The sequence below is a fragment of the Mesorhizobium sp. genome, assembly GCF_005063415.1.
GTDB lineage: Bacteria > Pseudomonadota > Alphaproteobacteria > Rhizobiales > Rhizobiaceae > Mesorhizobium.
The window spans coordinates 25,126-49,525 of sequence record NZ_SUEG01000027.1; the positions used below are offsets into that span (position 1 = coordinate 25,126).

Annotated in this window: 22 protein-coding genes, 1 tRNA gene and 1 pseudogene; 16 read left to right on the forward strand and 8 right to left on the reverse strand. The window is 63.4% G+C overall.

The genetic code is table 11. The features are described from left to right. Positions 1-92: 92 nt before the first annotated feature. The 3 genes and pseudogenes from E5W70_RS10210 to E5W70_RS10220 form a co-directional block, all read left to right on the forward strand. Positions 93-866 (forward strand): annotated as a pseudogene (locus tag E5W70_RS10210) (ATP-binding cassette domain-containing protein); the annotation flags it as partial. 287 nt (positions 867-1,153) lie between these two features. After that, positions 1,154-2,209: an ABC transporter permease gene (locus E5W70_RS10215; protein ID WP_292657219.1), complete on the forward strand. Its 1,056-nt coding sequence runs from the start codon at positions 1,154-1,156 to the stop codon at positions 2,207-2,209. Beyond that, the gene (locus E5W70_RS10220; RefSeq protein WP_292657222.1) at positions 2,206-3,150 is read left to right on the forward strand and encodes an ABC transporter permease; all 945 of its coding nucleotides are present in this window, start codon (positions 2,206-2,208) and stop codon (positions 3,148-3,150) included. The genes E5W70_RS10215 and E5W70_RS10220 overlap by 4 nt, the downstream gene beginning before the upstream one ends. A gap of 14 nt (positions 3,151-3,164) precedes the next feature. On the opposite strand, the gene E5W70_RS10225 is transcribed toward E5W70_RS10220, so the two are convergent. After that, positions 3,165-3,932, reverse strand: a complete 768-nt coding sequence (locus E5W70_RS10225) for an SDR family oxidoreductase (RefSeq protein ID WP_292657225.1) — start codon at positions 3,930-3,932, stop codon at positions 3,165-3,167. A gap of 267 nt (positions 3,933-4,199) precedes the next feature. Here E5W70_RS10225 and E5W70_RS10230 point away from each other — a divergent pair, with 267 nt between their 5' ends. Together E5W70_RS10230 and E5W70_RS10235 are read left to right on the forward strand one after the other, a co-directional pair. Further along, positions 4,200-4,355, forward strand: a complete 156-nt coding sequence (locus E5W70_RS10230) for a hypothetical protein (protein WP_292657228.1) — start codon at positions 4,200-4,202, stop codon at positions 4,353-4,355. A 130-nt stretch (positions 4,356-4,485) separates the two neighbouring features. Next, complete coding sequence (locus E5W70_RS10235; protein ID WP_292657231.1) at positions 4,486-5,451, forward strand: LLM class flavin-dependent oxidoreductase; 966 nt, start codon at positions 4,486-4,488, stop codon at positions 5,449-5,451. 36 nt (positions 5,452-5,487) lie between these two features. On the opposite strand, the gene E5W70_RS10240 is transcribed toward E5W70_RS10235, so the two are convergent. Genes E5W70_RS10240 through E5W70_RS10250 form a run of 3 tightly spaced genes read right to left on the reverse strand, consistent with a single transcriptional unit; the run spans position 5,488 to position 8,391 of the window. Then, entirely contained in the window at positions 5,488-6,438 is a 951-nt protein-coding gene (locus E5W70_RS10240) for a dihydrodipicolinate synthase family protein (RefSeq protein ID WP_292657234.1), read from the reverse strand. Beyond that, positions 6,428-7,423, reverse strand: a complete 996-nt coding sequence (locus tag E5W70_RS10245; RefSeq protein WP_292657236.1) for a Gfo/Idh/MocA family oxidoreductase — start codon at positions 7,421-7,423, stop codon at positions 6,428-6,430. Before E5W70_RS10245 ends, E5W70_RS10240 begins: the two co-directional genes overlap by 11 nt. After that, positions 7,420-8,391, reverse strand: coding sequence for a Gfo/Idh/MocA family oxidoreductase (locus E5W70_RS10250; RefSeq protein ID WP_292657239.1), 972 nt, complete (start codon positions 8,389-8,391; stop codon positions 7,420-7,422). Before E5W70_RS10250 ends, E5W70_RS10245 begins: the two co-directional genes overlap by 4 nt. 97 nt (positions 8,392-8,488) lie before the next feature. On the opposite strand from E5W70_RS10250, the gene E5W70_RS10255 reads away from it, so the two are divergent. From E5W70_RS10255 to E5W70_RS10285, 7 genes are all read left to right on the forward strand, one after another. After that, complete coding sequence (locus E5W70_RS10255) at positions 8,489-9,202, forward strand: FadR/GntR family transcriptional regulator (RefSeq protein ID WP_292657242.1); 714 nt, start codon at positions 8,489-8,491, stop codon at positions 9,200-9,202. 32 nt (positions 9,203-9,234) lie between these two features. Next, positions 9,235-10,815: an ABC transporter substrate-binding protein gene (locus E5W70_RS10260; protein ID WP_292657245.1), complete on the forward strand. Its 1,581-nt coding sequence runs from the start codon at positions 9,235-9,237 to the stop codon at positions 10,813-10,815. 63 nt (positions 10,816-10,878) lie between these two features. Further along, positions 10,879-11,838: an ABC transporter permease gene (locus tag E5W70_RS10265; protein ID WP_292657248.1), complete on the forward strand. Its 960-nt coding sequence runs from the start codon at positions 10,879-10,881 to the stop codon at positions 11,836-11,838. Next, a complete protein-coding gene (locus E5W70_RS10270) occupies positions 11,838-12,740 on the forward strand; it encodes an ABC transporter permease (RefSeq protein WP_292657251.1) in 903 nt (300 codons plus the stop codon). Before E5W70_RS10265 ends, E5W70_RS10270 begins: the two co-directional genes overlap by 1 nt. An 18-nt stretch (positions 12,741-12,758) precedes the next feature. After that, positions 12,759-13,676: a dihydrodipicolinate synthase family protein gene (locus E5W70_RS10275; RefSeq protein WP_292657254.1), complete on the forward strand. Its 918-nt coding sequence runs from the start codon at positions 12,759-12,761 to the stop codon at positions 13,674-13,676. Continuing rightward, complete coding sequence (locus tag E5W70_RS10280) at positions 13,673-14,683, forward strand: ABC transporter ATP-binding protein (RefSeq protein WP_292657285.1); 1,011 nt, start codon at positions 13,673-13,675, stop codon at positions 14,681-14,683. The genes E5W70_RS10275 and E5W70_RS10280 overlap by 4 nt, the downstream gene beginning before the upstream one ends. Beyond that, entirely contained in the window at positions 14,683-15,651 is a 969-nt protein-coding gene (locus tag E5W70_RS10285) for an ABC transporter ATP-binding protein (RefSeq protein ID WP_292657257.1), read from the forward strand. Before E5W70_RS10280 ends, E5W70_RS10285 begins: the two co-directional genes overlap by 1 nt. Positions 15,652-15,667: 16 nt before the next feature. Here the strand turns inward: E5W70_RS10285 and E5W70_RS10290 are convergent, their stop codons facing one another. The 3 genes from E5W70_RS10290 to E5W70_RS10300 form a co-directional block, all read right to left on the reverse strand. Then, the gene (locus E5W70_RS10290; protein ID WP_292657260.1) at positions 15,668-16,423 is read right to left on the reverse strand and encodes a haloacid dehalogenase type II; all 756 of its coding nucleotides are present in this window, start codon (positions 16,421-16,423) and stop codon (positions 15,668-15,670) included. 243 nt (positions 16,424-16,666) lie between these two features. Further along, positions 16,667-16,999: a DUF167 family protein gene (locus E5W70_RS10295; protein WP_292657263.1), complete on the reverse strand. Its 333-nt coding sequence runs from the start codon at positions 16,997-16,999 to the stop codon at positions 16,667-16,669. After that, positions 16,996-17,298: a YggT family protein gene (locus E5W70_RS10300; protein ID WP_292657287.1), complete on the reverse strand. Its 303-nt coding sequence runs from the start codon at positions 17,296-17,298 to the stop codon at positions 16,996-16,998. The genes E5W70_RS10295 and E5W70_RS10300 overlap by 4 nt, the downstream gene beginning before the upstream one ends. Before the next feature lie 166 nt (positions 17,299-17,464). Here E5W70_RS10300 and E5W70_RS10305 point away from each other — a divergent pair. The 4 genes from E5W70_RS10305 (at position 17,465) to E5W70_RS10320 (ending at position 23,168) form a co-directional block, all read left to right on the forward strand. Then, positions 17,465-17,540, forward strand: a tRNA-Ala gene (locus tag E5W70_RS10305). A 249-nt stretch (positions 17,541-17,789) separates the two neighbouring features. Continuing rightward, positions 17,790-18,248 carry a hypothetical protein gene (locus tag E5W70_RS10310; RefSeq protein ID WP_292657268.1) on the forward strand — a complete coding sequence of 153 codons (459 nt, stop codon included), beginning with the start codon at positions 17,790-17,792 and terminating at the stop codon, positions 18,246-18,248. A 120-nt stretch (positions 18,249-18,368) separates the two neighbouring features. Continuing rightward, positions 18,369-21,581, forward strand: a complete 3,213-nt coding sequence (locus E5W70_RS10315; RefSeq protein ID WP_292657271.1) for a BTAD domain-containing putative transcriptional regulator — start codon at positions 18,369-18,371, stop codon at positions 21,579-21,581. Positions 21,582-21,830: 249 nt separating this feature from the next. Next, positions 21,831-23,168 (forward strand): hypothetical protein, encoded by a 1,338-nt coding sequence (locus E5W70_RS10320; RefSeq protein ID WP_292657274.1) that lies wholly within the window; start codon positions 21,831-21,833, stop codon positions 23,166-23,168. A 383-nt stretch (positions 23,169-23,551) separates the two neighbouring features. Here E5W70_RS10320 and E5W70_RS10325 read toward each other — a convergent pair. Beyond that, a partial coding sequence (locus E5W70_RS10325; protein WP_366509686.1) for a M3 family metallopeptidase occupies positions 23,552-24,400 on the reverse strand: 849 nt, incomplete at its 5' end.

Below are 24,400 nucleotides of genomic sequence, written 5' to 3' on the forward strand. Positions count from 1 at the left end.
GGCTCGCCGAGATCGGCCGCCAGCACGGGCTGACGCTCGACCCGGACCTTCCCGTCGCGGCGCTGGCGGTCGGCGAGCAGCAGCGGCTCGAGATCGTCAAGGCACTGTTTCGCGGCGCAAGGCTGCTGATCCTCGACGAGCCGACAGCGGTGTTGGCGCCGACAGAGGTCGACGGACTGTTTTCGGCGCTGCGCTCGATGGCGGCACAAGGGCTCGGCATCATCTTCATCTCGCACAAGCTCAACGAGGTGCGGGCGCTGACGCATCGCTGCGTCGTGCTCAGGCACGGGCGCGTTGCCGGCCGCGTCGATGCGCCGGCCAGCACGACGTCTTCGGAGATGGCGCGGCTAATGTGCGGGCACGAGATCGTGCCTCCGGCCAGGGGACCATCGACACCGGGTGCGGCGGTGCTGACCCTCGAGGGCATCTCGACATCGCAGCATTCCGGCATGGCGCTGCGCGATGTTTCGCTATCGGTTCGTGGCGGCGAGATCCTTGGCATCGCCGGCGTCTCCGGCAATGGCCAGCGCGCGCTTGCCGAAGTGATTTCCGGCGTGCACGCGCCCGATGCCGGGAAGATGACCATAGCCGGCAAAACGGTTTCGCGGTTCTCGCCGCGCGATGTGCAGGCGCTTGGGCTCGGCCGCATCCCGGAGGACCGCATGACGACAGGGCTGGTCACCAATCTGCCGCTTGCCGATTCGATGGTGCTGCCGCGCATAGGTACGGAGGCGTTCAGCCGCAACGGTCTGCTCAAGCCGGATGCGATCCGCGCCTTCGCCGAGGCGCAGATCAAGGCCTATGACATTCGCTGTCCCGGGCCGATGACGCGCGCCGGGGCGCTTTCCGGCGGCAATCTGCAGAAGGCGCTTTTGGCACGCGAGCTCGCCTTCGATCCGAAGGTGCTGATCGTTTCGCAGCCGACACGCGGCCTCGATATCGGCGCGGCGCGCTTCATCCACGAAAAATTCCTCGACATGCGCGCCAAGGGCTGCGGCATCATCGTCATCGGCGAGGATCTGGAAGAGTTGCTGATGCTCTCGGATCGTATCGCGGTGATGTATGAGGGCCGCATCGTCGGCACGCTGGACAGCGCCGATGCCAGCGTTGCCAGACTCGGGTTGATGATGACCGGGGCGGAGGGAAAGGCTTGATGTTCCGTCTCGAGGCCCGCACCTCAACGCCCGCCTGGTTCAATCTGGCGCTGCCGCTGCTCGCCATCGGCGCGACGCTCATCCTGTGCAGCGGCCTTATCGCACTGGCCGGCGCCGGCGTCGTCGAGGCTTATGGCGTGATGTTTTCGGCGTCGTTGGGCGACAGCTACGCCGTCACCGAAACGCTGGTGCGTGCCACCCCGATGATCTTCACCGGGCTTGCCGTGGCGGTCGCCTTCCGCGCCAAATTCTGGAACATCGGCGCCGAAGGGCAATTGCTGGCCGGTGCGGTGGCGAGCTGTGCCGTCGGCGCCATCCCGATGCCGGGGCCGCTCGCCATGCTGCTGATGGCGCTGGCGGGCGCCGCCGCCGGCGCGGCCGTCGCCCTGATCCCCGCCACACTGCGGGTGAAATTCAGGGTCGATGACGTGGTCAGCTCACTGCTGCTCAATTCGGTCATTTTCTACGCTCTGATGGCGCTGATCGAGGGGCCGTGGAAGGATAGTTTCAGCGGCTACCCGATCTCGCCGCCGATCGAGGATACGGCCAATTTTCCGGTGCTGCTCGAAGGCACGCGGCTGCATCTCGGCGTCGTCGCGGCGCTGGTCGCAGCACCCCTGATCTGGTTCGTGGTCGCGCGTACGACGCTCGGCTTCCGCATCAGGGTTACCGGCGAAAACCCCGAGGCGGCGCGCTATGGCGGCATCAATGTCGAGCGGGTGCTGATTTCGACGGCGCTGCTCTCCGGCGCGCTGGCCGGCCTTGCCGGCGTCGGTGAGGTCGGCGGCGTGCATTTCCAGGTGATGAGCGATATCTCGCCGGGCTATGGCTATTCCGGCATCGTCGTCGCCATGCTGGCGAGGCTCAATCCGCTCGGCGTGGTGCCGGCGGCGATCTTCCTTGCCGCGGTGATGACCGGCGCCGAGGCGATGTCGCGGGCGACCGGCGTTCCGGCCTTCCTCAGCGAAGTCATCCAGGGAACGGCGCTGCTCGCCATGCTGGTGGCGCTGCTGTTCACCGCCTATCGCATCCGCCGCGTGGGAACAGCCAAATGAGCGCGGTGCTGGAGCAGATATTCCAGGTCGGCTTCCTCGCCGCGATCATCCGCATCGCCACGCCGCTTGCCTTCGCGACGCTGGGCGAAATGTTTTCCGAACGCGCCGGCGTGCTCAATCTCGGTATCGAAGGCATCATGCTTTTGTCGGCGATGACCGGCTTCACCGCGGCGAGCCTCAGCGGCAGCCTCTGGCTTGGCGTGCTTGCGGCGGTGCTGACCGGGGCACTGATGGGCGCCGTGCATGCGCTGTTCACGGTGGCGCTCGGCCTCAGCCAGCATGTCTGCGGCATCGGCGTGACGCTGTTCAGTTCAGGCCTTGCCTACTTCCTCTATCGGCTGATCTTCGGCCAGCAATCAGTGCCGCCGAACATCAAGGGGTTCGAGACGCTGCCGATCCCGATACTGTCCGGCATTCCGGTGCTCGGGCCGGCGGTGTTCAACCAGTTTTCGCTGGTCTACATGGCGATGCTGTCTATTCCCCTGGCCGCCTTCGTACTCTACCGCACGCCATGGGGCCTGTCGGTTCGCATGGTCGGTGAAAACCCGCGCGCCGCCGATTCGGCCGGCGTCAGCGTCATCGCTACGCGCTTCCAGGCGGTGATCCTCGGCGGTGCCTTGATGGGGCTGGCGGGTGCCTTCCTGTCGATGGCGCAGTTCAACGCGTTCACCTTCGGCGTGGTTTCGGGGCGTGGCTGGGTGGCAATCGCGCTCGTCGTTTTCGGCCGCTGGGATCCGTGGCGATCGGCAGGCGCTGCACTGCTGTTTGCCTTCGTCGACGCCTTGCAGTTGCGCATGCAGGCGAGCGGGCTTGGCCATATCCCCTACGAGGCCTTCCTGATGCTGCCGTTCATCTTCACCATTGTTGCGATGGCGGTGATGTCGCGCAATGCGGTAGCCCCGTCGGCGCTGCTCAAGCCGTTTAGGCGCGAAGAGCGGTAACGGCGCTTCACCTTTCACATCGCGGTGAAGCCGTTGTCGACGAACAGATGGGCGCCGTTGACGAAGCTGGCCTCGTCGCTGGCCAGGAACAGGGCTGCCTTCGCCACCTCTTCCGGGTCGCCGATCCGCCCTTGCTGCGCCGCCATTGCCGCGTCGGAGACATCGACGCCGAGTTTGTCGAGATCGGCGACTTCGCGCAGGCCGTGTGGTGTCCTGATAAAGCCTGGACAGACCGCATTGCAGCGGATGTTGCGGTCGCGGAATTCGACGGCAATGGCACGCGCGAACATGTGGCAGGCGCCCTTGGTGGTATCGTAGAGCACCTCCATTGGCGTCGCCGCCACCGCCGAGATCGACGAGGTGCAGACGATGGAACCACCGCCGGCGGCGATCATGCCGGGCAGCACGGCGCGCGTCATCAGGAACATCGAACGCACATTGACGGCATGCAGCCAGTCCCATTCCTGCAGCGTGGTCTCCAGGAAGGGTTTGATGACGATGGTGCCGGCGTGATTGAACAGAACCGTGACCGGGCCGAATTTTTTCGTCGCGCCCTTCACCGCCGCTTCGACCTGCGCCTCATCCGATACGTCGGCGACCCAGTGCTCGGCGACATGGCCGCGTTGCCTGATTGCCGCTGCGGTGGCGGCAGCCGCTTCGCCGTTGCGATCGATGATCGCCACCTTGGCGCCCTCGGCCGCGAAAAGCTCCGAGGCCGCACCGCCCATGCCCGTCGCGCCGCCCGAAATGATGGCGACCTTGCCGGCCAGTCTTGTGCCCATCTTTTGCTCCCTGCTGCCTTGCCGTGACGTCCCGGCTTTCCGCTGAAGCAGCGATGCTATCCTTCGTCCATTGGATCGCCAAGGAGCCACAGACACATGGACCTGACGTTTTCTGCCGTCACCCCGGCATGCCTCAAAAGGCAGCGCTAAGCAGCAAAAGCACTAATTTGTCTAGCATTTGGAGAAAATTGTTCTAAGGATCTCGCGAAAATAGCACTCGACAAAGTCTACTGATTTTATAGATTAAGCGCCGAGACGGAGGTCGATATGTCCTATAGCCAGAACGCTCAGACTGCCCGCAAAGGCCAAAGGCTGAGTTCCGACCAGGTATGGCGGCCGGCCTATGCCGGCGCTTTCGCCTATCTCGTCTTTGCCCTTGCGTTTGTATTCACCGGGGCAGTGGTACTGGGGCTGATCCCCTGATTGTCAAGGCTCTGATCATCGAGGCTTCCTCGGGATAGCGGCCTGCCGTTTACAGAAATTCCGGAGTTGAGTGAACCGAATGCCGGTGCGCTTTTGCGTGCCCTGATTCAACGTGATGGAGGAGATGGCGATGCCGATCGAGTTCACGCATGTTCCCGGTAAGATCCACGCTGCCGACGCCAGCTTTTTCTACGACTTTGTCGAGACCGCGACGAAACTGTCACTGATCGAGGATGCCGGATTCCAGAGGATCGTCATCGACGACCAGGCCGGGCTGCTGACCAATATGGACCTTGCCGCCCAGACGCTGGACCGCACCTCCTCCCTGGAGGTCGTTCTGACACATTGGGCGGGCGTGATCGAACCAACCGTGGCGGCGCGGCAGCTCGCTGCCCTTGACGCGAGAAGCGGTGGCCGGCTGTCGCTCAGGATGCTCAGCGAGCCGCTGAGCGACGACGATGCCGAGGCACGTCCGGCCGGCCATACCGTGGTCTGGCAGCGCATCGACGAATATCTGGTGCTGCTGAAGCGGTTGTGGTCGAACGACAGGCCGTTCGACCATGAAGGCGCCTTTTACAGCGTCAAAGGCGGCTATGTGCCGCGCAAGGGGCCGCATGGTGCCGATGTGACCATCCGCATGGGCGGGCAGTCGGGCACGGCGCTCAGGGTCGCGGGCAGGCATGCGGATGTGTTCGAACTGGCGCCGGGCTCGCTTGCAGAAATCCGCCAGTCAATGGAGCGCCTACGCGGCGCCGCCGCCGAACACGGCCGGGCCGGCAAGCTGCGTTTCGCGCTTCCCGTCCGAATCCGTACCGAAGACCGAATCCGTTCGGAAGATAGGCCGGCCGCTTCCTGCCAGAAGGCGCTCGAACTTGCCGGGCCGCCGGCGCAGGTCGCGCTGTCGCTGCTTTCCTATGCCGCTTTGGGGATCGAGGAGTTCATGATCGTCGGCGTCGACAGGCCGCGCGAGATTGCGACTGCCGGCCGCGAGGCGATCGCACTGCTGCGCAACTCACTGGCACGGCGCGAGGCGGATGCCCCTGCGTCGGGGGCGTTTGCGTCACGCGCGATACCGGGCCCGCGAGCCGAGTGCTGAAGAGCCGCCGTCGTCACGCACCTTGGCTGACGGACCCTACCACCATTCCGGGAAAGCCGCGTGAGCGGCCTTGGCCAGCGTCGGGATTTCCTGATCGGGAACGGTGCTGTAAGGCCAGAGCAGTCGCGGGCCGAGCGGCGCCCAGCCGCCGGCCGCCGCCATCGCCTTGTCGAGTGCTGCATCACCGACATTGTAACGGGTGCGAAACGGTAGGACATGTGCGGCGAGGAAGGCCTGTATGCGGGCCTCGACCTCGGCAGCGGCGGCCATGTCGGTGCGGATCATTTGCCACCACATCACCGCGCCCTTCGGGTTGAGGCAGGCAACGTTGGAATAGCTGCCGTGAGCCCCTCCAGCATAGCCTGTTGCCAGCGTGTGGCCGGGGACGAAGACGGAAAATCCGTCCAGTTTGCCGCGCATGTCGGCATACCAGTCGGCGTCGCCGCCCGGCAACTTGGCGCCGACCAGCGACGGAATGGCCGCACGCAGCTTCGCGATGCCGTCGAGCGTCAGGCGGCGCTTGGCGTGCGGCGGGTTGTAGAGCACCAGCGGCGTTTCGGGCGCAGCTTCGCAGAGGCCGCCGGCAAAGCGCATGACCTCGTCGTCACTGGGCGGCCACCAGTCGGGCAAGGTGAACTGCACCGCCGCCGGGCGAAGTACGGCCACCCGTGTCAGCCGCTCCAGCGCGACGCGCGGATTGGACTGGCTGATGCCGATCTGGAAAGGAAGGCGCGCGCGGCCGGCTATGGTTGCGACCAACTTACAAAGCCGATCGAATTCGGGCTCGGTCTGGCAATGGAATTCGCAGGCCGTGCCATTGGAATAGACGCCGTCGACGCCTGAGGCGCAGAGCCGGGCGATCGTCTCTTCCGTCGCCTGCCAGTCGATCGCTCCGCGATCGTCGATGGCCAGCATCACCGCGCCCCAGACGCCGCGCGGTGCGTGTGCGGGCAAGCGGGCCAGGTGGTCGTTGAGGTCAGCGTCCACCGTCGATCTCGTGTTCGCGGCGGGTTTCGTTCGACGCGAAGGCAGCTTCGATAATGGCGATCATCTTGCGCCCATAGGAGCCGTCGACCGGCACCGGCGTGTCGTCGGCAATGGCATCGCGCATCGCGCTCCATTCGCGCACCAGCGCGTTATGCATCCAGTTCGGCTCAAAGGAACCGGGCAACTCGGTCCAGACCGTATCGCGGCCAAGCATCGTGCCGCGGTCCATGTCGATGCGCAGCGTTCCCTGCTCGCAGACCAAGTCCATGGCGTAGGTGGAAGCGCCGGTGCGATAGCCGACGCTCTGCACCTGGCCGATGCCGCCGCCGGCGAAGCGCAGTCCGAGCAAGGCGCTGTCGTCTGCTTCCTGGTCATGGAACTTGGCGCCGAGCATGCCGCTCACCGACACGACATCGCCATCCATCAGCCAGACCAGGCGGTCGAGCGCGTGGATGCCGGCAGTCAACAGCATGCCGCCGCCGGTCGCCTTGCGCAGATGCCAGTCGCGGCGATTGTGCTCCATCCACAGCTTGATGATCCAGCTCGATCCGGCGAGCGGCCGGCCGAGCTCGCCTTCCTTCAGAATTTGCCTGGCCGCCATGCAGGGCAGGGCGAAATGCATGAGGTGGGCGACCATCAGCTTGACGCCACTCTTGGCCACGGCGGCGTTGATCGCATCGCAGGCAGCCACCGTCGGCGCCATCGGTTTTTCGAGCAGGATATGCTTGCCGGCCTTTGCGGCGCCGATGGCCATTTCGGCATGGAGATGGTGCGGGCTGGCAATGAGGACCGCATCGACCCCCTTGTCGTCCAGCAGCCTGCGCCAGTCAGCGTAGCCGCGGCCGCCATGTTCAGCGGTGAATTGCTGCAGCGCGTCGGCATTTCCTCGAGAGGCGGCAACGAGGCGAATGCCTCCAACCTCGCGGATTGCCCGCGCATGGGCCGCGCCGAAATCGCCGGCGCCGATAATTCCTATTCCAATCATGATCCTGCCTTTTGATAAGCGGCGTCGATCAGCGACATCGCCGCAACATAATCCTCGATGGACGCGGACGGAGGCGCGTTTCTCGCCAGCCGGTCAAGCGTATCGCGCATGAACAGACGATAGCGCGTTGCCGGCAGTTCGAACGGCAAATCGGCAACGGCCGCATCATCGAGCGTTGCGCAGGTGGCATGGTCGCCACGATCGATGAGGGTGGCATTGGCACTGACGATGCGCCACTCGAAGTCACCGCCGGGGCGCATCGAAGCAAAGGTGTAGCCGGCCTCGACGATGAACAGCGCGCCGGCCCCGTCTTCCAGCACCAGAAGTGCGTGATCCTCGACCGGGCCGGGATGGATGCGGTTCGCGATCGAAACGCTTTTCAGGTCGAGCTTGCCGGTTGCGAGGCTGAGTGCCGCGTCGACGCCGTGTATGCCGAGATTCCTCAACGCACCCCCGCCACCAACCGCCGGGTCGAGGACCCAGGCGACACCGTCGGCGATGTAGCGTTGCGGCGGGCCATTGACCAGCCGGAACTGGCAATGTGCCACCGGGCCGGCGCGACCTTGCCGGCGCAGCCGTTCAAACGCCGTCACGGCCGGTCCGAAACGGTTGGGCAGCGGAACAGCGACAAAAGCCTGGTACTGCCTGGCAAGGTCGCGCAGCGCCGTCAGTTCCCTCGTATGGCTGGCCGCCGGCTTCTCCAGGATCAGCGGTATCCCTGCCGCGATGATCGCGCCTGCCCGCGCCGGCACCATCGAAGGGTGCCCCATCAACAGGATCGCATCCGGTGGGCTGGAGAGTATCTCCGTGAAATCCTCGATAAACGGCAGATCGTGGTGCGCGGCGAACGCATGCGCTTGGCCAGGATCCTCGTCCCAGATGCCGGCGATCTCCGCACCGTAAAAGCGTGCGGCGTCGAGGTGCATTTCGGCGTGCCAGTGGCTCGAGCCGGCGAGGGCAATCTTCATTCGAAGGCAGCAGGTTTGTTATGGGCTTGCAGGATATCCTACAAGTAGCTATACGACAAGCGGGCAGGCCAATCCGGCGGATGATGAAAGCAGTGGGATGGCGGAACTGAAGTCGATCGAACCGTTGAGCAGACCGCCACTTCTTCACGTCACCGTGCAGGAAAGCCTCAGGGCCTATATCGAAAGCAACCGGCTCAAGGCAGGCGATCCCTTGCCGCCGGAGACGTTCCTGGCGCAGCGGCTCGGCGTCGGCCGCAACTCCGTGCGGGAAGCCATCAAGGCGCTGGAATCGATCGGCATCTTGGAGACGCGGCGCGGCATCGGCGTGTTCGTCAAGGAGTTCTCGTTCAAGCCGCTGCTGGATAACCTGGCATACGGTTTGCAGGATTCGCTGCGCGACGTCGAAGAGCTGCGCGAAATCCGCCGCGTGCTGGAAACCGGCCTCATCGCCAAGACGATCGAGATGATCAGCGCCGAGGACATGGAGGCGCTGCGCCAGTTGACCGAACGAATGCGGCAACGTGCCGAGCGCCATGAGAGCTTCGCCGAAGAAGACCAGCAATTCCATCAGCTGCTGTTCCGCTGCCAGAACAATCACATGCTGAGCGCGCTGATCGACATCTTCTGGACGGCGTTCAACAAGGCCTCGAATTTCACCAATCTCGATAATCCGACGCCGCTGGCGACATGGCGCGACCATCACGAGATCGTCGAGGCTGTCGCCGCCAAGGATGTCGACCAGGCGCGTCGGCGGCTCGACGACCATTACCGGGGGATCCAGCAGGTTATCGCCAAAAATCGAGCAAGCTGAAGAACAACCTGAATATGCCAAGGGAGGAAACCATGCGCATCAGGACCATCGCATTCTCAGTCGCCGGGCTGCTGCTCGCCAGCATTGCCCCATTGACCAGTGTCCAGGCACAAAGCGCCAAGACCATTGCGGGCGGCTTCGACGTCGGCCCCGGCGGTTTTCCCAAGAACTTCAACCCGCTGGTCGCGACGGGCGGCTACACCTGGCTCAGCACATATTTTGAACCGCTGGTTATCTACGATGCCGGGCTGACCGATATCGAAGGCGACCTCGCCAAGGACTACAAGATCAGCGACGACCAGCTGAGCTATACGTTCAACCTGGTCAACGAGACCTGGCATGACGGCAAACCGTTCACCTCGAAGGACGTCAAGTTCACCCTCGAGCTTGCCAAGAACAAGGCCTCCGGCAGCCTGTTTGCCGCCCGCCTCGCCAACATCGCCTCGGTCGATGCGCCGGATGACCACACCGCAGTGGTGAAGCTATCGAAACCGAACGGCTCGTTTCTATCCATTCTCTCGCAGCTGATGATCCTGCCGGAGCATGCCCTGGCCGCTCTGCCGCCGGAATCGCTGGCGACAAGCACCTGGTGGGCGACCGCTCCGGTCGGCACCGGCCCGTTCAAGTTCAAACGCTACGTAACCGATCAATATGTCGAACTGGCAGCCGATGACGATTATCGCGGCGGCAAGCCGAAGGTAGACGCGCTCATCAACCGCTATTTCGAGTCGCCGGCGGCGGCCGTTGCTGCGCTCCGTGCCGGCGAAATCCAGTTCACCTATGTCGAGCCCGACGATGCGGCATCGTTCAAGAGCGACAGCAATTTCAAGGTGATCGAAGGTGCCTCCTATGTGGTCAACTATATCGGCCTGAACCAGAAGGTCGACCTGTTTAGGGATATCCGTGTCCGCCAGGCGATCATGTACGCGATCGATCGCAACACGATCATAGACAGCCTGTATGGCGGTGCCGCCAAGCCAGCCAATTGCGGCTATGTCGCGCCGCATCACGTTCCCGCAGGCCTCGAACCTTATGCCTACGATCCGGCAAAGGCCAAGGCGCTGCTGGCCGAGGCGGGCTGGGACAAGATCAACGGCGACAAGCCGATCACCTTGCTGACCTATTACGGCTCGCCACAAGCGGCCAATGTGATGGCCGCCATCCAGTCGATGCTGGCCGAGGTCGGCATCAATGTGGTGCCGCGGGTTGTCGATACGCCGACCTATAACGGCATCGTCTACAAGGAAGGCACGCCGGACTGGAACGCCTTTCCGATGGTCTATGCCGGCCTGCAGAACGGCCCCAATCCAGCCGGCCTCAATCCCGGCCTCAACAAGTCGCAGATCCCGCCGGCAGGCTTCAACACCATGCGCATCGAGTTCGACGACCTGAGCACCGCGTTGGACGCCGCGCTCGGCCAGACCGATCCGGCCAAGCTCGACGCCTCCTGGCAGGAGGTCTGCAAGGTGATGAACAAGGAGCTGCCCTGGGCGACGTTGTGGGTGGCCAACCGCTATGGCGTGGCCTCCAACAAGCTGCATGACTTCGTCTGGACGCCGGCGCCGGGCGGCGGTCCCTACGCAGCTCACCCCGAGCGCTGGGATATCCAGTAAGAACCCAACCAAGCGAGCAGGCGGGACCACTTTGGCGCCGCCTGCCACCGCCACGGATATACAATGCTGAGCTTCATTTCCCGCCGCAGCGCCACAGGATTGCTGATGCTGGTCGCGCTCAGCGTCCTCATCTTCATCCTGCTGCGGCTGGCGCCGGGCGATCCGATCGACGCCTACATCAATCCCTCTGTGCCGATGTCGGCTTCCGACCTCGAGGGCCTGCGCGAACGGCTCGGGCTCGATCGGCCGCTTCCCGTGCAATATCTCGCCTGGCTGCGCGCGGCGCTGAGCGGTGACTTCGGCTATTCGATCCAGCGCAGCGGCGTTGCCGTGCTGCCACTGGTCATGGAACGCATCGGCCCGACGGCGCTGCTGATGGGCACGGGCCTGGCGATCGCCATCGTGCTCGGCATTTCCGCCGGCATTTTCAGCGCGGTCCGCCGTAACGAACCATCCGACATCGCGCTGTCGGTGCTGTCGTTTATCGGTATCTCCAGCCCGGCTTTTCTGACGGCGCTGCTTGGCCTCTATTTCTTCTCGGTGCTGCTGCGCTGGGCGCCATCCGGCGGCATGCAGACCGCAGGCGCGCCGTTCTCGATGACCGACGTGCTTGCGCACCTCATCCTGCCCGCTTGCCTGCTGTCCATCGGCCATGCTGCGCTGATCATGCGTTACATGCGCGCCTCGCTGCTGGAAGTGCTCAACCAGGACTACGTGCGGACGGCGCGTGCCAAGGGCGTGCGCGAGTTCTGGGTGATCATCAAGCACGCGACCCGCAATGCGCTTTTGCCGGTCATTACCCTGATCGGCTCGACCGTCGGCATCGCCATCGGCGGCGCCATCTTCCTGGAAAGCGTGTTCAACTGGCCGGGCATGGGACTGCTTCTGGTCAACGCCGTCGGCACCCGCGATTACCCGGTGATCATGGGCGCCACCCTGGTGATCGGCGTTTGCGTCATCCTGGTCAACCTCTTGACCGACGTCGTCTATGCCGTCGTCGACCCGCGCATTCAGGTGGCGTGATGGCAATCACCGCGCCGGACCCAACGGTCGACCCGACAGCCGTGCCGAAAACCAAAGGCCCGCTTCGCCGCGCGTTCGACCGCTTTTTTGAAAACCGTGCGGCGCGCGCCGGGCTTTTGATCGTCATCCCGATCCTGCTGGCGGTTTCGACCTATCCTCTGTGGTGGCCGTTCGGCCCGAACGCCATCGACCTCAGGGCGATGAACAAGGCGCCGTCGGCCATTCATTGGCTGGGCAGCGACGGCGTTGGGCGCGATGTCATGGCCAGGTTGCTGCAAGGCGGGCGGATCTCACTGCTGGTTGCCATCTGTTCGGTCGCTATCTCGACCGTCATCGGCTTCCTGGTCGGTGCCGTCGCCAGCTTTGGCGGGCGTCTTGTCGACGGCGCGGTTATGCGCCTGGTCGATCTGGCGATGACGCTGCCGCCGGTGATCTTCCTGCTGGTGCTGGCTTCCATTGCCGGCACCGGCATCGCCCCGACCATCCTGGTGATCTCGCTGCTCTCCTGGCCGGTGCTGTCGCGCATGGTGCGTGCCAGGCTGCTCGAACTGCGCGAGCGCGATTTCGTCGTCGCCGCCCGCGGCATGGGGGCGGGGCTGCCGCATCTGCTGTTCCGGCACGGCCTGCCCAATTGCATCGATATCCTGGTCGTCTACGCCACCTTGCAGATCGCCAACGCCATCCTGCTCGAGGCCGGCCTGTCCTTCCTCGGCCTCGGCATCGCACCGCCCGAAGCCAGCTGGGGCAACATGCTCAATCTCGCCCGCTCCACCGTCGTGCTGGAAAATTACCCCTGGCAATGGATGTTCCCGGGGGCCGCACTGGTGCTCACCGTGCTCGCCATCAACTTCATCGGCGACGGCTTGCGCGACGCATTCGACCCTCGCTCCGATCTTAACTGACCTCAAAGGTTCATCAAAATGCCCCTGTTTACCGGCGTCGTGCCACCTGTCGTCACCCCGCTCAATGCCGATTTCAGCATCGACTTCCCTTCGTTCACCCGCACTATCGAGAGCCTGCTCGACGGCGGTGTTCACGGGCTGTTCGTGCTCGGCTCGACCAGCGAGGTGGTCTTCCACGACGAAGCGGGCCGCAGGGCCATCCTCGAGCATGCGGTCAAGGTCAATAACGGCCGGGTTCCGATCTTCGCTGGGGTCATCGACCCGACGACCGATCGTGTGATCAATCATGCCCGCATCGCCAGATCGGCCGGCGTCGACGCCATTGTCGTCACCGCGCCATTTTATACCCGCACCAGCCAGCCCGAGATCGGCGATCATTTCCGCTACATCAAGGATGCGATCGACCTTCCCGTCATCGCCTACGACATCCCGGTCTGCGTCCATATCAAGCTGGAGCGCAAGACCACGGTCGGCCTCGCCAGGGAAGGCGCCATCGCGGGCATCAAGGATTCCAGCGGCGATGACGGCAATCTGCGTTACGTGCTCAAGGACATGGCCGATGACCCGGGTTTCTTCGGCATGACCGGCTCCGAGATCCTGGTCGACAGCGTGCTGGCCATGGGTGCGCATGGCGTCGTGCCGGGCCTCGCCAATGTCGACCCGCATGGTTACGTCAGGCTGTGGAAGCTGATGCAGGCCGGCCAGCATGCCGAGGCCCGGGTGGAACAGGAGCGGCTTTTAAAGCTGTTCGAGATCGTCTGGATATCGCTTGGCAGGACAAGCGCCGGCTCGGCCGGCGTTGGCGCCTTCAAGGCAGCGATGAAGAGCCTCGGCATCATCGCCTCGAACACCATGGCGCGGCCGCAACGCAGCCTGAACGAGGAGGAAACCGCGAAGGTCGACATGATCCTTCGCGACGTGGGGCTGCTCCGCTGAGTGTCGCGCCGATCCTCTCGATTTCCGGCCTGCGCGCGGTGTTCCGCATTGCGGGGCGCGACATCGCGGCGGTAGCGGACGTTGACCTGACGATCGGCTCCGGCGAGACGGTGGCGCTCGTCGGCGAATCCGGATCCGGCAAATCCGTCACCAGCCTGTCGATCATCGGCCTGTTGCCGAAAAGGGTCGGACATATTGCTGAGGGATCGATCGCGCTGCGGCGCAAGAACGGCACGGTCACCGAGCTGACCAGCCTCGATGCCGAGTCGCTGCGCAAGATACGCGGCAACGAGATCGGCATGGTGTTCCAGGAGCCGATGACCAGCCTCAACCCGGTCTACACGATCGGCGAGCAGATCGCCGAACCGATCCGCATCCATCTCGGCAAATCGCACCGCGAGGCAGAAGCAGACGCTGTGCGGCTGCTGGAACAGGTCGGCATTCCCGATCCGAAGCGGCGGGCGCGGCAATATCCGCACGAACTGTCGGGCGGGATGCGCCAGCGCGCCACTATCGCCATGGCCCTGTCCTGCGATCCGGGCTTGCTGATCGCCGACGAGCCGACGACCGCGCTGGACGTCACTATCCAGGCCCAGATTCTCGATCTTTTGGCCGAACTGCAGGCGCAGCGCGGCATGGGCATCCTGTTCGTCACTCACAATCTCGGCGTCGTCGCCGAAATCGCCGACCGGGTAGCGGTGATGTATGCCGGGCGTATCGTCGAAACAGGTCCGGTGAGCGAAGTGTTCACCCGTCCGCGTCATCCCTATACGGCGGGGTTGATGCGCTCGGTGCCGCGGCTCGGCCAGGCCACGGCGCTGAAGGCGGCGGGAACGCCGCTGCCGACCATTGCCGGAAATGTTCCCTCGCTCGCCTTGCTGCCCAAGGGCTGTTCCTTCGCACCGCGCTGCCCGATGGCTATCGCTGCCTGCCGCGCCGCGGTCCCGCCCTTGTTTGCGGCGACGCCGACGCAGCAAAGCCGCTGCCTGCGTTGGGAGGAGCTTTGATGGTGGACGCCCCCTTCCTTTCGGTCAAAAACCTGACCAAGTATTTTGCGCCGACAGCGTTCTCGCGGGGCCCGGTGGTCCGGGCGCTGGAGGATATTTCCTTTGATGTCGCGCGCGGCCAGGTGGTCGGCCTGGTCGGCGAATCCGGCTCCGGCAAGACCACGATCGGCCGCTCGGTGCTGCGTCTGATCGAGCCGACATCCGGCCAAATCAACTATGGGGGCACCGACATCACCAAGCTGGGTGCCGCCCAGTTGCGCCGCCAGCGACGCAAGATGCAGTATATTTTCCAGGATCCCTTCGCCAGCCTGTCGCCCCGCATGACGATAGGGCAGATCCTCACCGAAGGCCTGGACATTCAAGTCATTGGCAAGAAGTCCGAGCGGCGGGCGAAGGCCGAGAAGGCACTTGCCGCGGTCGACTTGCCGGTCGACGCCTATGACCGCTATGCCCATGAATTCTCGGGTGGCCAGCGCCAGCGCATCGGCATCGCCCGTGCGCTGACGCTCGAGCCGGAATTCATCGTCGCCGACGAGCCGGTCTCGGCACTCGACGTCTCGATCCAGGCGCAAATCATCAATTTGTTGCGCGACCTGCAGCTCCGGCTTGGGCTGACCATGCTGTTCATTTCGCACGATCTGGCCGTAGTCGAGTACATCTGCGACACGGTCATCGTGCTCTATCTCGGGCGCATCATGGAGGTTGCGCCGGCGGCCGAACTCTATGCCCGGCCGCAGCATCCCTACACGCGCGCGCTGCTGTCAGCCATTCCGTCGCTCGATCCGCTGGCCAGGCAAGGCCGGCAGGTGCTCAAGGGCGATATTCCCAGTCCGGCGAACCCGCCGTCGGGCTGTGTTTTCCGAACCCGTTGCCCGTTCGCGCTGGCGGCTTGCGCCGGGGCTGTGCCGCCACTGAGGGCGACAGCCAAGGGCAATCTGAAGGCCTGCATCCGCGACGACATCGCTTAGGTTTTTTGCCCTGTGCCTACGGGAGAACATCGGCGAGATGGACAAGGTCGTCGGCCACAAAGTCCCAGCTCTCAAGAGGCGAGAGATCGGTCGTCTGCCCCGGGCCATGCTCTTTTGGCCGAGCAACAAAGGCGGTTCCGATACCGCACCTTCGTGCCGCGGCCAGGTCGTCATTATGCGCGGCGACTAACATGGCCTCCGAAGGTCGCACCTCCAGGATCTCCACTGCGCGGAGATAAGCATGCGGCGCAGGCTTGTAGGTGCCGAACACATCCGAGCCAAGGACGGTGTCCCAAGGCAGGCCGGCGCGCTTGGCCATATCCAGCAACAGCCGGGTATTGCCTCCCGACAAGGGCGCGATGATGAAGCGTTCCTTCAGCCTCGCAAGGCCTTTCAGCGAATCGGGCCACGGCTCCAGCCGGTGCCAGGCGAGGTTAAGTTCCTCAACTTCGGCGGCCGGCAGCTCGGATGGGGTCAGCCCGAACTGGACGAGAGTGGCGTCCAGATTCTCCCGGTTGATCACGTCGAGTGAAACGAAAGGCCGGTGCCCTGTTCGCACCGCCTCGGTCGAAGCGTCATAGCGCGCCGCCCACGCATCGGCGAATTCACCGGGATCGACCTGCTGTGCACCATTTCGCGCGAGGAAGGCGCCGGCCTCCCTTGCGATACCGCTGCGCCAGTCAACGACGGTTCCCAGAACATCGAAGAACAGGACTCGAGTAGTGGTCATATTGAGCTTCCGGTCGGGGTTGCGGTGCGTGTCCTGCCGCATCGGTCGCGATAGGACGGATCGGCCTCGTCGAGCTGCTGATCAGATAATCGAGATGTTTAAAAGCCTGATCGGTGGTTCCCCGACCTCATTGAAACGACGTCGACGCCAACCCATATGCAATCCGCGTCGGATGTTTCCTCCCATTCGTCCGGCGCGTTCCCCTCTGAAGGTTTTCGACCTTCACATCTGGCCGGGCTTTGCAGCCCGGCCTTTTTTCTGCGGGGGCAGGTGAGCGAGCCGAGATCATGGCGCAGGCGTGCCCAGCGTATCGATGCGTTTCGCTAGCGCCGCGGGATCGCCAAGCACGCGCAGTGTCTTCAGCCGAGCGGTGCCGCCGGCGACGATCGAGACGCCCGATGCCGGCACGCCAAGCGCCTTGCCGACCAGCTTTTCCAGCGCTCGATTGGCGGCTCCGTTTTCCGGCACGGCGCGGACGCGGGCTTTTAGATAGCTTCGCCCATCCGCCGATGTTTCGATGCCCTCCAGCCTGTCCATCGCCGCTTTCGGCGTCAGCCGGACGAAAAGGTCGATGCCGTCGGCGCGAAGTCGAAAGAAACGGTTCGTCCCGTGACTCACATCGATCCGATACCGAACATCGGCTGAACGGTCGTGTCTAGGAACACGCTGATAAATGTTAGCGCAAGCAACAGAATGATGGGCGAGATATCGATCCCGCCAAGGTCCGGGAGGACGCGGCGGATCGGCCGCAATGCCGGCTCGGTCAGCCGATAAAGCATGTTGCCGATAGAGTCGACAAGCTGGTTGCGCGAGTTGACGACGTTGAAGGCGTAAAGCCACGAGAAGATAGCCGCACCAATCACAATGTACCAATAGATATTAATCGCGGCATGCAGCGTATAAAAGACTGCGATCATCGGTTGCTCCTTGCGAACGCCCGACATGTAGCCACTGTGGGGGAAAGCGGCAAGAGCCGCCTTCCGCCGCATGGCGAAGCCGGCCGAACGGCCGAACGGCATTTCGGCAGCAAGCGCAGCCTTGACAGGAAACCGCAGCGGCCGATAAAAGCCCCATCCGCTGGACGGGGCTGTAGCTCAGCTGGGAGAGCGCGTCGTTCGCAATGACGAGGTCAGGAGTTCGATCCTCCTCAGCTCCACCAGCGGATTTTTCGAATCCCTTGCCTGGTTGCATGCCGAAGACCCGCGAAGACCCGCTTGGATTCCATGGCTATCCTCAGCTGAAGCAACCGAATGCATCACGAGCCTCTGCCGGCTTGGCACTGTCATCGCCGGGTGGATTCACATCGGCGACGTAAAGGTCCTCTACACCAGTAAAGTATGCGGCCTATTGCCACTGCGCCTCGTCCTTGCCAGACTTGGCCCGTCTTCAAAACCGAGGGGAATTCACTATGACCAGCACGACAAGACGTGATTTTGTAGGTCTTACAGGAGTGGCAGCGACTGCCCTGGCCGGTGCTGTTGCAACACGAGCTACCGCTGCTGAAACCGACGTATCGCCATCGTTCGATGAGGTTCTTCAAGAGTACGATCAAAACAACACAGAAAGGACTAGATCAAGGCTGGCGATCTATGTGGTGCTTTCTCATCTGCACGCCAGTCTCGAGGAGGAATTTAGTGACCTTGGGCTAGAGCTGCCTTTGGGAAAAAAGGCCTTGCCATCGAATCTGCCGGCCAATTTCGAGGACGCGCAGGTTGCACCCCTTCCTTGGCTCTTCAAGCCCTCGGAAGTTACCGACCAGGAACGAAACGGCTATGCGAAGATTGCAATGCGAATGAACGCAGTGATGGCAAGACACACCGCCGACGTGAGTGTCGGGGTTTCGCATATCATGTCACACAAGGGATAACCGCGACCTTGCCGGCGAGCACGGCACGTCAGGCGAGCACAACGCCGGCCGGCGATTTGTTGTTGCGGGCGAACCGATTACCTGTTTTCGCGAGACGACTGCGCTGCGAGAATCCTTACGATGGATAAATCCTTCCGGGACGCGCCGCGCGAGATAGCAAAGCTCTCGGCACCCCGGCCAGTGGGAATTGTCAGCCGTCCGCGCGTAGTGGCGCTGCTTTCTCAGGCCCTCGACAGCGGTGCATGCTGGCTGGCGGCGCCTGGTGGATACGGCAAGACCACCGCGGTGATCGACTTTCTGGAACAAGGCGGGCTGGAACACGGCGGGCTGAAGCAAGGCGAATCGGCGTACAACTGGTATCGGGTCGACACCGAGGACCAGGACGTTGCGCGCCTTTTCCACTATCTGACGCTGTCGCTCGACGGCAGGCATGCCGGCATGCCCGTCTTCGGTCCGGAATATGCCGACAATTCCGACGATTTCGCGCGGCTGTTCTTCCGCACCTATTTCTCGCGGCTTGATCCCGGCACGATCCTGGTCCTCGACGATCTGCATCGTGCCGACGCGCCAGGCTTCCGCCGGACGCTGGCGATCCTGTTGCGCGAACGCCCCAACACCATCCGCTGCATCTGCACATCGCGGATGCTGCCCGAGGGCGATGTCGCCGACCTCGTGCTGTCGGGACAGTTGCCGGTCCTCAACCAAACGCTGCTGGAGTTTTCGCCTGCGGAGGCACGCAACCTCGTCGCTGCCCGCTCGCAATCGCCGTCCGAGGTCGGCGACATTTCGGAGGCGCGCGGCTGGGCGGTGGGCCTTCTCCTGCTGGCCAATGCCGGAATGTACTACCCGCTCTCGCAGACCGGCCTTGCCGGAGGCGCCGGCCTTCGGGAGATTGTCGGACGTTATTTCCTGCGCGACATCGCGCCGGAGGACCAGGATCTGCTTATCAGGCTCAACGTTCTGCCGGAGATCAGCACGGAGCTTGCCGATGCGTTCCTGGGCTCGCCGCAGGCTGCTCGCCTGCTGGAGCGGCTGCAGCATCGCCAGTTGCTGATCACGCGCGACGGTCCGGGCGGTGCCGCCTTCCAGCTGCATGACTTGTTGCGCGAATACCTTGCCGGCCTACTGGACCGGCGCGTGACGGAAGCGGACCGTTCCAGGCTGCGCGAGCAGGCAGCAAAGGTCCTGCACGAGGCAGGCAAAACCGACGCGGCAATCGTCTTGGCGTTGCAGGCGGGCGCCTGGCCGCTGGCACGCCAGCTCATTCTGGAGTGCGCCAACGGCGTTCTCTCGCAAGGGCGCCGGGCCAGCTTCGTCGAATGGTGCAACAGGCTGCCGCCCGACCAGATGGACGGGTGGGTCCATTATTGGCTGGGCGTCGCCTTCGGATCGGACGATGCGAAGGCCGAACCGCACTTCTCCAAGGCATGGCAAGCATTCGAGAACACCGACATGCGCGGCCAATGCCTGACGGTCGCGCGGGCGGTCGTGGTCAAGACCGCCAGCTGGCGTACGCATGAGGGGCTGGCGGATTGGACACGCCGAGCCTCACAGCTTCTTGCCAAGCGACTGCCGGAGTTGGATCCGGAGGAACTCATGATGGTCAGGCTCGGCATCCTGCGGGCCGTCGATTTCGCCGAACCTGGCGAATTCGACGCCCACGACGCGAAGCGCCTCGTGAATGATATCCAGCAGCGCCTGATACGTCTGCCGATCGAGGATTCGGTCGAGTTGCGCCTGCTGGCAAGCGAAGCGCTCATCGACTACGCGACCTCGTCGGGGCAGCGCGACATTTTTGCCAATGCCGTGGACAGCGTTGCCGCCGATCTCGAACATCCGGATATCCCGCCGCTGGTGCTCGGCATGTGGCTGGTGTCCTTTGGCTCGGCCAGCGGCCGTTACTTCCCCTATTCGCGGCGCGGCTTTGTCTACGACTCGGCCGAGGATGCCTTGCGACGAGCCACGACCATAGGGGAGCAACATGCCTTGCGGGGCGTCGAGTTCAGCGCCCTCTATCAGCTTCAATTGCTGATGAAGCTTCACAACAAGTTCTCGGAATTCAATGCGCTCGTCTCCCGGCTGGGCGAGATTGCGGACAGCAGGTTCACCACCCAGGTCGCTGTAGTCGCCGACTGCCACGCGGCGATGCACACGCGCAACGGCGACTTCGTCAAGGCCTATCTCGACTGCGATGTCTTCATGGATGCCATCGAGCGGGCGAATGAGCCGATGATCGAACGCTGGCCGCATTACGTCACCAAATACCAGGTCCTGTTGGCCGATCGGCGTCCGGCGGAGGCCATTGCGCTACTTCAGGAAATCGTCGAAAGGCTGAGCGGCGGCCCCCGCCAGCGTGTCGAACTGAGCATTCTGGCCGCCCAGGCCCTGGAGCAGAAGTGGAACGGCGGCGCGCCCTATGGCGCTCGTCTGACTGAATTCATGGAGGCGTTGCGCGAGGTAAACCCCTCCGCAATCCTGCTCAACCTGCCGGACTTATTGGCCGATCTGGTCGCCGACGCGCTTGAGCGAAAGATCGACATCGATCTCTGCCGCCGCGTCGTTCGGGCGCGATATCTGGTCCCGCCCGCCGGCCGACCCGCCCAGTGGCCTTGGCCGCTCAGGATCCACTTGATGGGAGGCTTCCGCCTCGAGATCGATGGCGCCGAGGTCGCGCCCGGTGCCAAACCTACCCGCGCGCTCGACATATTGCGCATTATCTGCCTGTCGAGGGACCAGGTCTGTTCTGTGGAAACCCTGCAGGATTGGCTCTGGCCCGACCTCGACGGCGACCAGGCCAAAGCGGCCTTGGAGCAGGCGCTACATCGTTTGCGCAAATTGCTCGGGCAAGGCGAACTCGTAACGCTGAGAGAAGGCCGTTTGCGGCTCGCTGCCGACAAGGTCTGGATCGATCTGCAGGATTGGGAAGACCGGCTGAAACGCGTCCTGTCGGGCCAAAGAGACAGCGCAATGGAGGAGCAGGAAATGCTGCTGGAAGGCTTTGTCGGCCCGCTTTTCTCGAATGGCCCGACGCCCGCCTGGTCGAACGCTGCGGCCGACCGGGTGCGGGACGGGTTTGTAGAGCTTGCCGTGCGGATCGCCAAACACTGGCAGAGCCAAGGCAACGCGGATCGGGCACGCCAGGCGTGCCGGCGTGCGCTCGATTTCTACCCGGAATCGGCCAAACTCCATGGCACGCTCATCCAGGAGAGCCTCTCCAGGAACGACCATGCCGGCGCCATCGAGGATTACCGGCGCTATGAACGCGCGCTCGCTTCGACCGGCGATGACGAGCCCTCGCCTTTGCTGCGTTCGCTCGTGCGCCCGTTTCTCTAGACCGGTTCATCGTTTCACGGAAACGCCGAACCGCTCTATCTCTTTATTTTTGCGCAATTCCCTAGGGAAAGCGCTACGCGCTTTTCCCGGGAAAACCGTTCCACACTTTTCCTGGAATTGCTCTGGCGCAGCTCGGAACTCCGTAAGCCGTCCGTAAGTCGCGGTCTGGGAACCTCAGCCCGTCGATCAAAACCGATCGCCGGAGGCCTGAAGCCCCCGATACCAACACTCACAGGAAGGAAAAAGGTCATGCCGTATACTGCCAGAGCAACTTCGAGAGTGCGTGCCGGCACCATCCGCGCTGGAGCCACAAGACTTTCCGACCAGCTCAGGATCGGGCCTTGGTCGCTCCTCTCGCCCGAAGCTGTCATACAGCAAAAGTACAACTCCCTTGGAGGCGCGGGCTTCGCCGAGATCGACAGGAAAGACACTGGAAAAGCCTGGTATCTCAAGAACGGCTCATGCATTTGCTACAACGATGCCATGCACGACGCCTTTGAGATCCATGGCGAAATCTACAGGAAGTGGATTGCGCTTGGCGGTCTCGCGTGGGGCATTCCCTGCACCGACGAAACCGGAACTCCCGACGGCGTCGGCCGATACAATCACTTCAACAACAATACCGCCTCGATCTACTGGACACCGAACACCGGTGCTCAAGCGATTTGGGGGGCAATTCGCGGCAAATGGGCAGCAATGGGCTGGGAGCGCTCGGTTCTCGGCTATCCGGTGACCGACGAAACCGGAACTCCCGACGGCGTCGGGCGCTACAACCATTTTGCCAATGCCGGCTCGATCTACTGGACACCGAGCACAGGAGCCAACGTGGTGTACGGTGACATCCGCAAGAAGTGGGAGAGCCTGGGCTGGGAACAGTCATATCTGGGCTATCCCACGACCGACGAGACCGAATTCGCCGATGGTGGCCGTGCCAATCTGTTTGAAAACGGTGGCATATACTGGTGGCCCGACACCGGCGCGATCGACCTTCGAGATGTCGTCGTCCACTATACCGGCCTCCATTGCTTCGGCGAGACCGACTGGGATCAGGGGTCGAGCGCGGACGAGCCCTATGTCATCGTCAGCGTGACAACCCCGCAGATCGCCGACACCAAGCGCAGCCAGGTCTATGGCGACGTCGATGCGGGAGATACAAGACCCGACCTGATGGAGGTCTATCGAGGCAAGCCCTACGGCATCAATATCGGTACGGTGCTGATGGAAAACGATTTTGGCGATCCCAACAAATACAAGGACGAGGTGCAGAAGATCGTCATGGGCGTCCATACGGCCGGTACGCTGGCTTTGGGCCTCATTCCGGTAGCGGGACCTATCATTGCTGCTATAGCCGGCCCGGCCCTGGGAACCTTGATGCCATCGATCGGCGGCGCCATCAGCGATCTCTTCGATTGGGGCGATGACAGGATCGGGAGCGCGACAGTGACCATCTCCGCAAAGCAGATGGTGTTGCTCGCGGCACGCACGAACAATACCACCTTCAGCGGGATTGGGTTCAAAGTGGAAACGCCCCTGATTTCCGGCGACGGGGCTTCCTACAAAGCCTATTTTGGCTTTGTGCCTGCCTAGGCCAATCGCCCCGGCAAGAAAGCTTGCCGGGACAATCAACTTACCAGCCCCGCCTTCCGTTGGCGGGGCTGACAGTTCGCGACGGAGAGATTTATTTCCGTAGCGGTCGTCGCAAGGCGCGGTCCAGATGCGGCAGCGCCGATCAGCATAGCGCGCAAGCTGTCGTTGCCTACCCCCGGCACAGCCCGTAGCGCCGCCATGAACGCGGCTCCTTTGGCCGGAACGATGGAGACCGCATTAAGTGCAACCACCTCAACGATGCGGCCGCGGCCAACGAGGCCGAGCCGGACCGGCGGAAACCGGATCAGGCGGTGCGCAACCCGACGCCATGACAGCCGACATCAATCAGATGGAAAGAGAACGGTGACAAGAGCGGGCATGCATCACACCAGCCCGCGCTTGGCCATCATCGCTTCCGGGGAAGGCATCTTGCCGCGGAAGGCGGTGTAGAGTTCTTCCGGGTCCTTCGAGCCGCCGGCGGCGTAGATGTTCTTGCGCAACCGCTCGGCCAGCGCCGGGTTGAAGGGATCGCCTGTTTCCTCGAAGGCGGCGAAAGCGTCGGCGTCGAGAACTTCCGACCACATGTAGGAATAGTAGCCGGCCGAATAGCCATCGCCGGCAAAAATATGGCCGAAATGCGGGGTGCGGTGACGCATGGCGATGGTGTCGGGCATGTTGAGCCCTTCGAGCGTTTCGGTTTCGAAACGGAGCGGCTCCTGCGGCGCGTCCCGCCGCGCATGGTAGGCCATGTCGACCAAGGCCGAGGCGGTGAACTCGACCGTGGCGAAGCCGGCGCCGAAAGTACGCGCCGCCAGCATCTTGTCGACCAGGGCCTTTGGCATCGGCTTGCCGGTCTTGACATGCAGGGCATGCTTTTCCAGCACCGCCGGCACCGTCAGCCAGTGTTCGTAGAGCTGCGAAGGCAGCTCGACGAAATCGCGGCTGACCGAGGTGCCAGCGACCGATGGCCAGGTAACGTTGGTCAGCATGCCGTGCAGCGCGTGACCGAATTCGTGGAACAGGGTCCTGGCCTCGTCGACCGACAGCAAGGCTGCCTCGCCGGCCGGCGGCTTGGCGAAGTTCATGATGTTGTAGATGACCGGCTTGGAGCCATCGCCAAGCTTGTAGCCGGATTTCAGCGCGCTCATCCAGGCGCCGGAGCGCTTCGAGGGTCGCGCGAAATAATCGGCGAGGAACAGGCCGCGCTCGCTGCCGTCGGCATTCTTCACCAC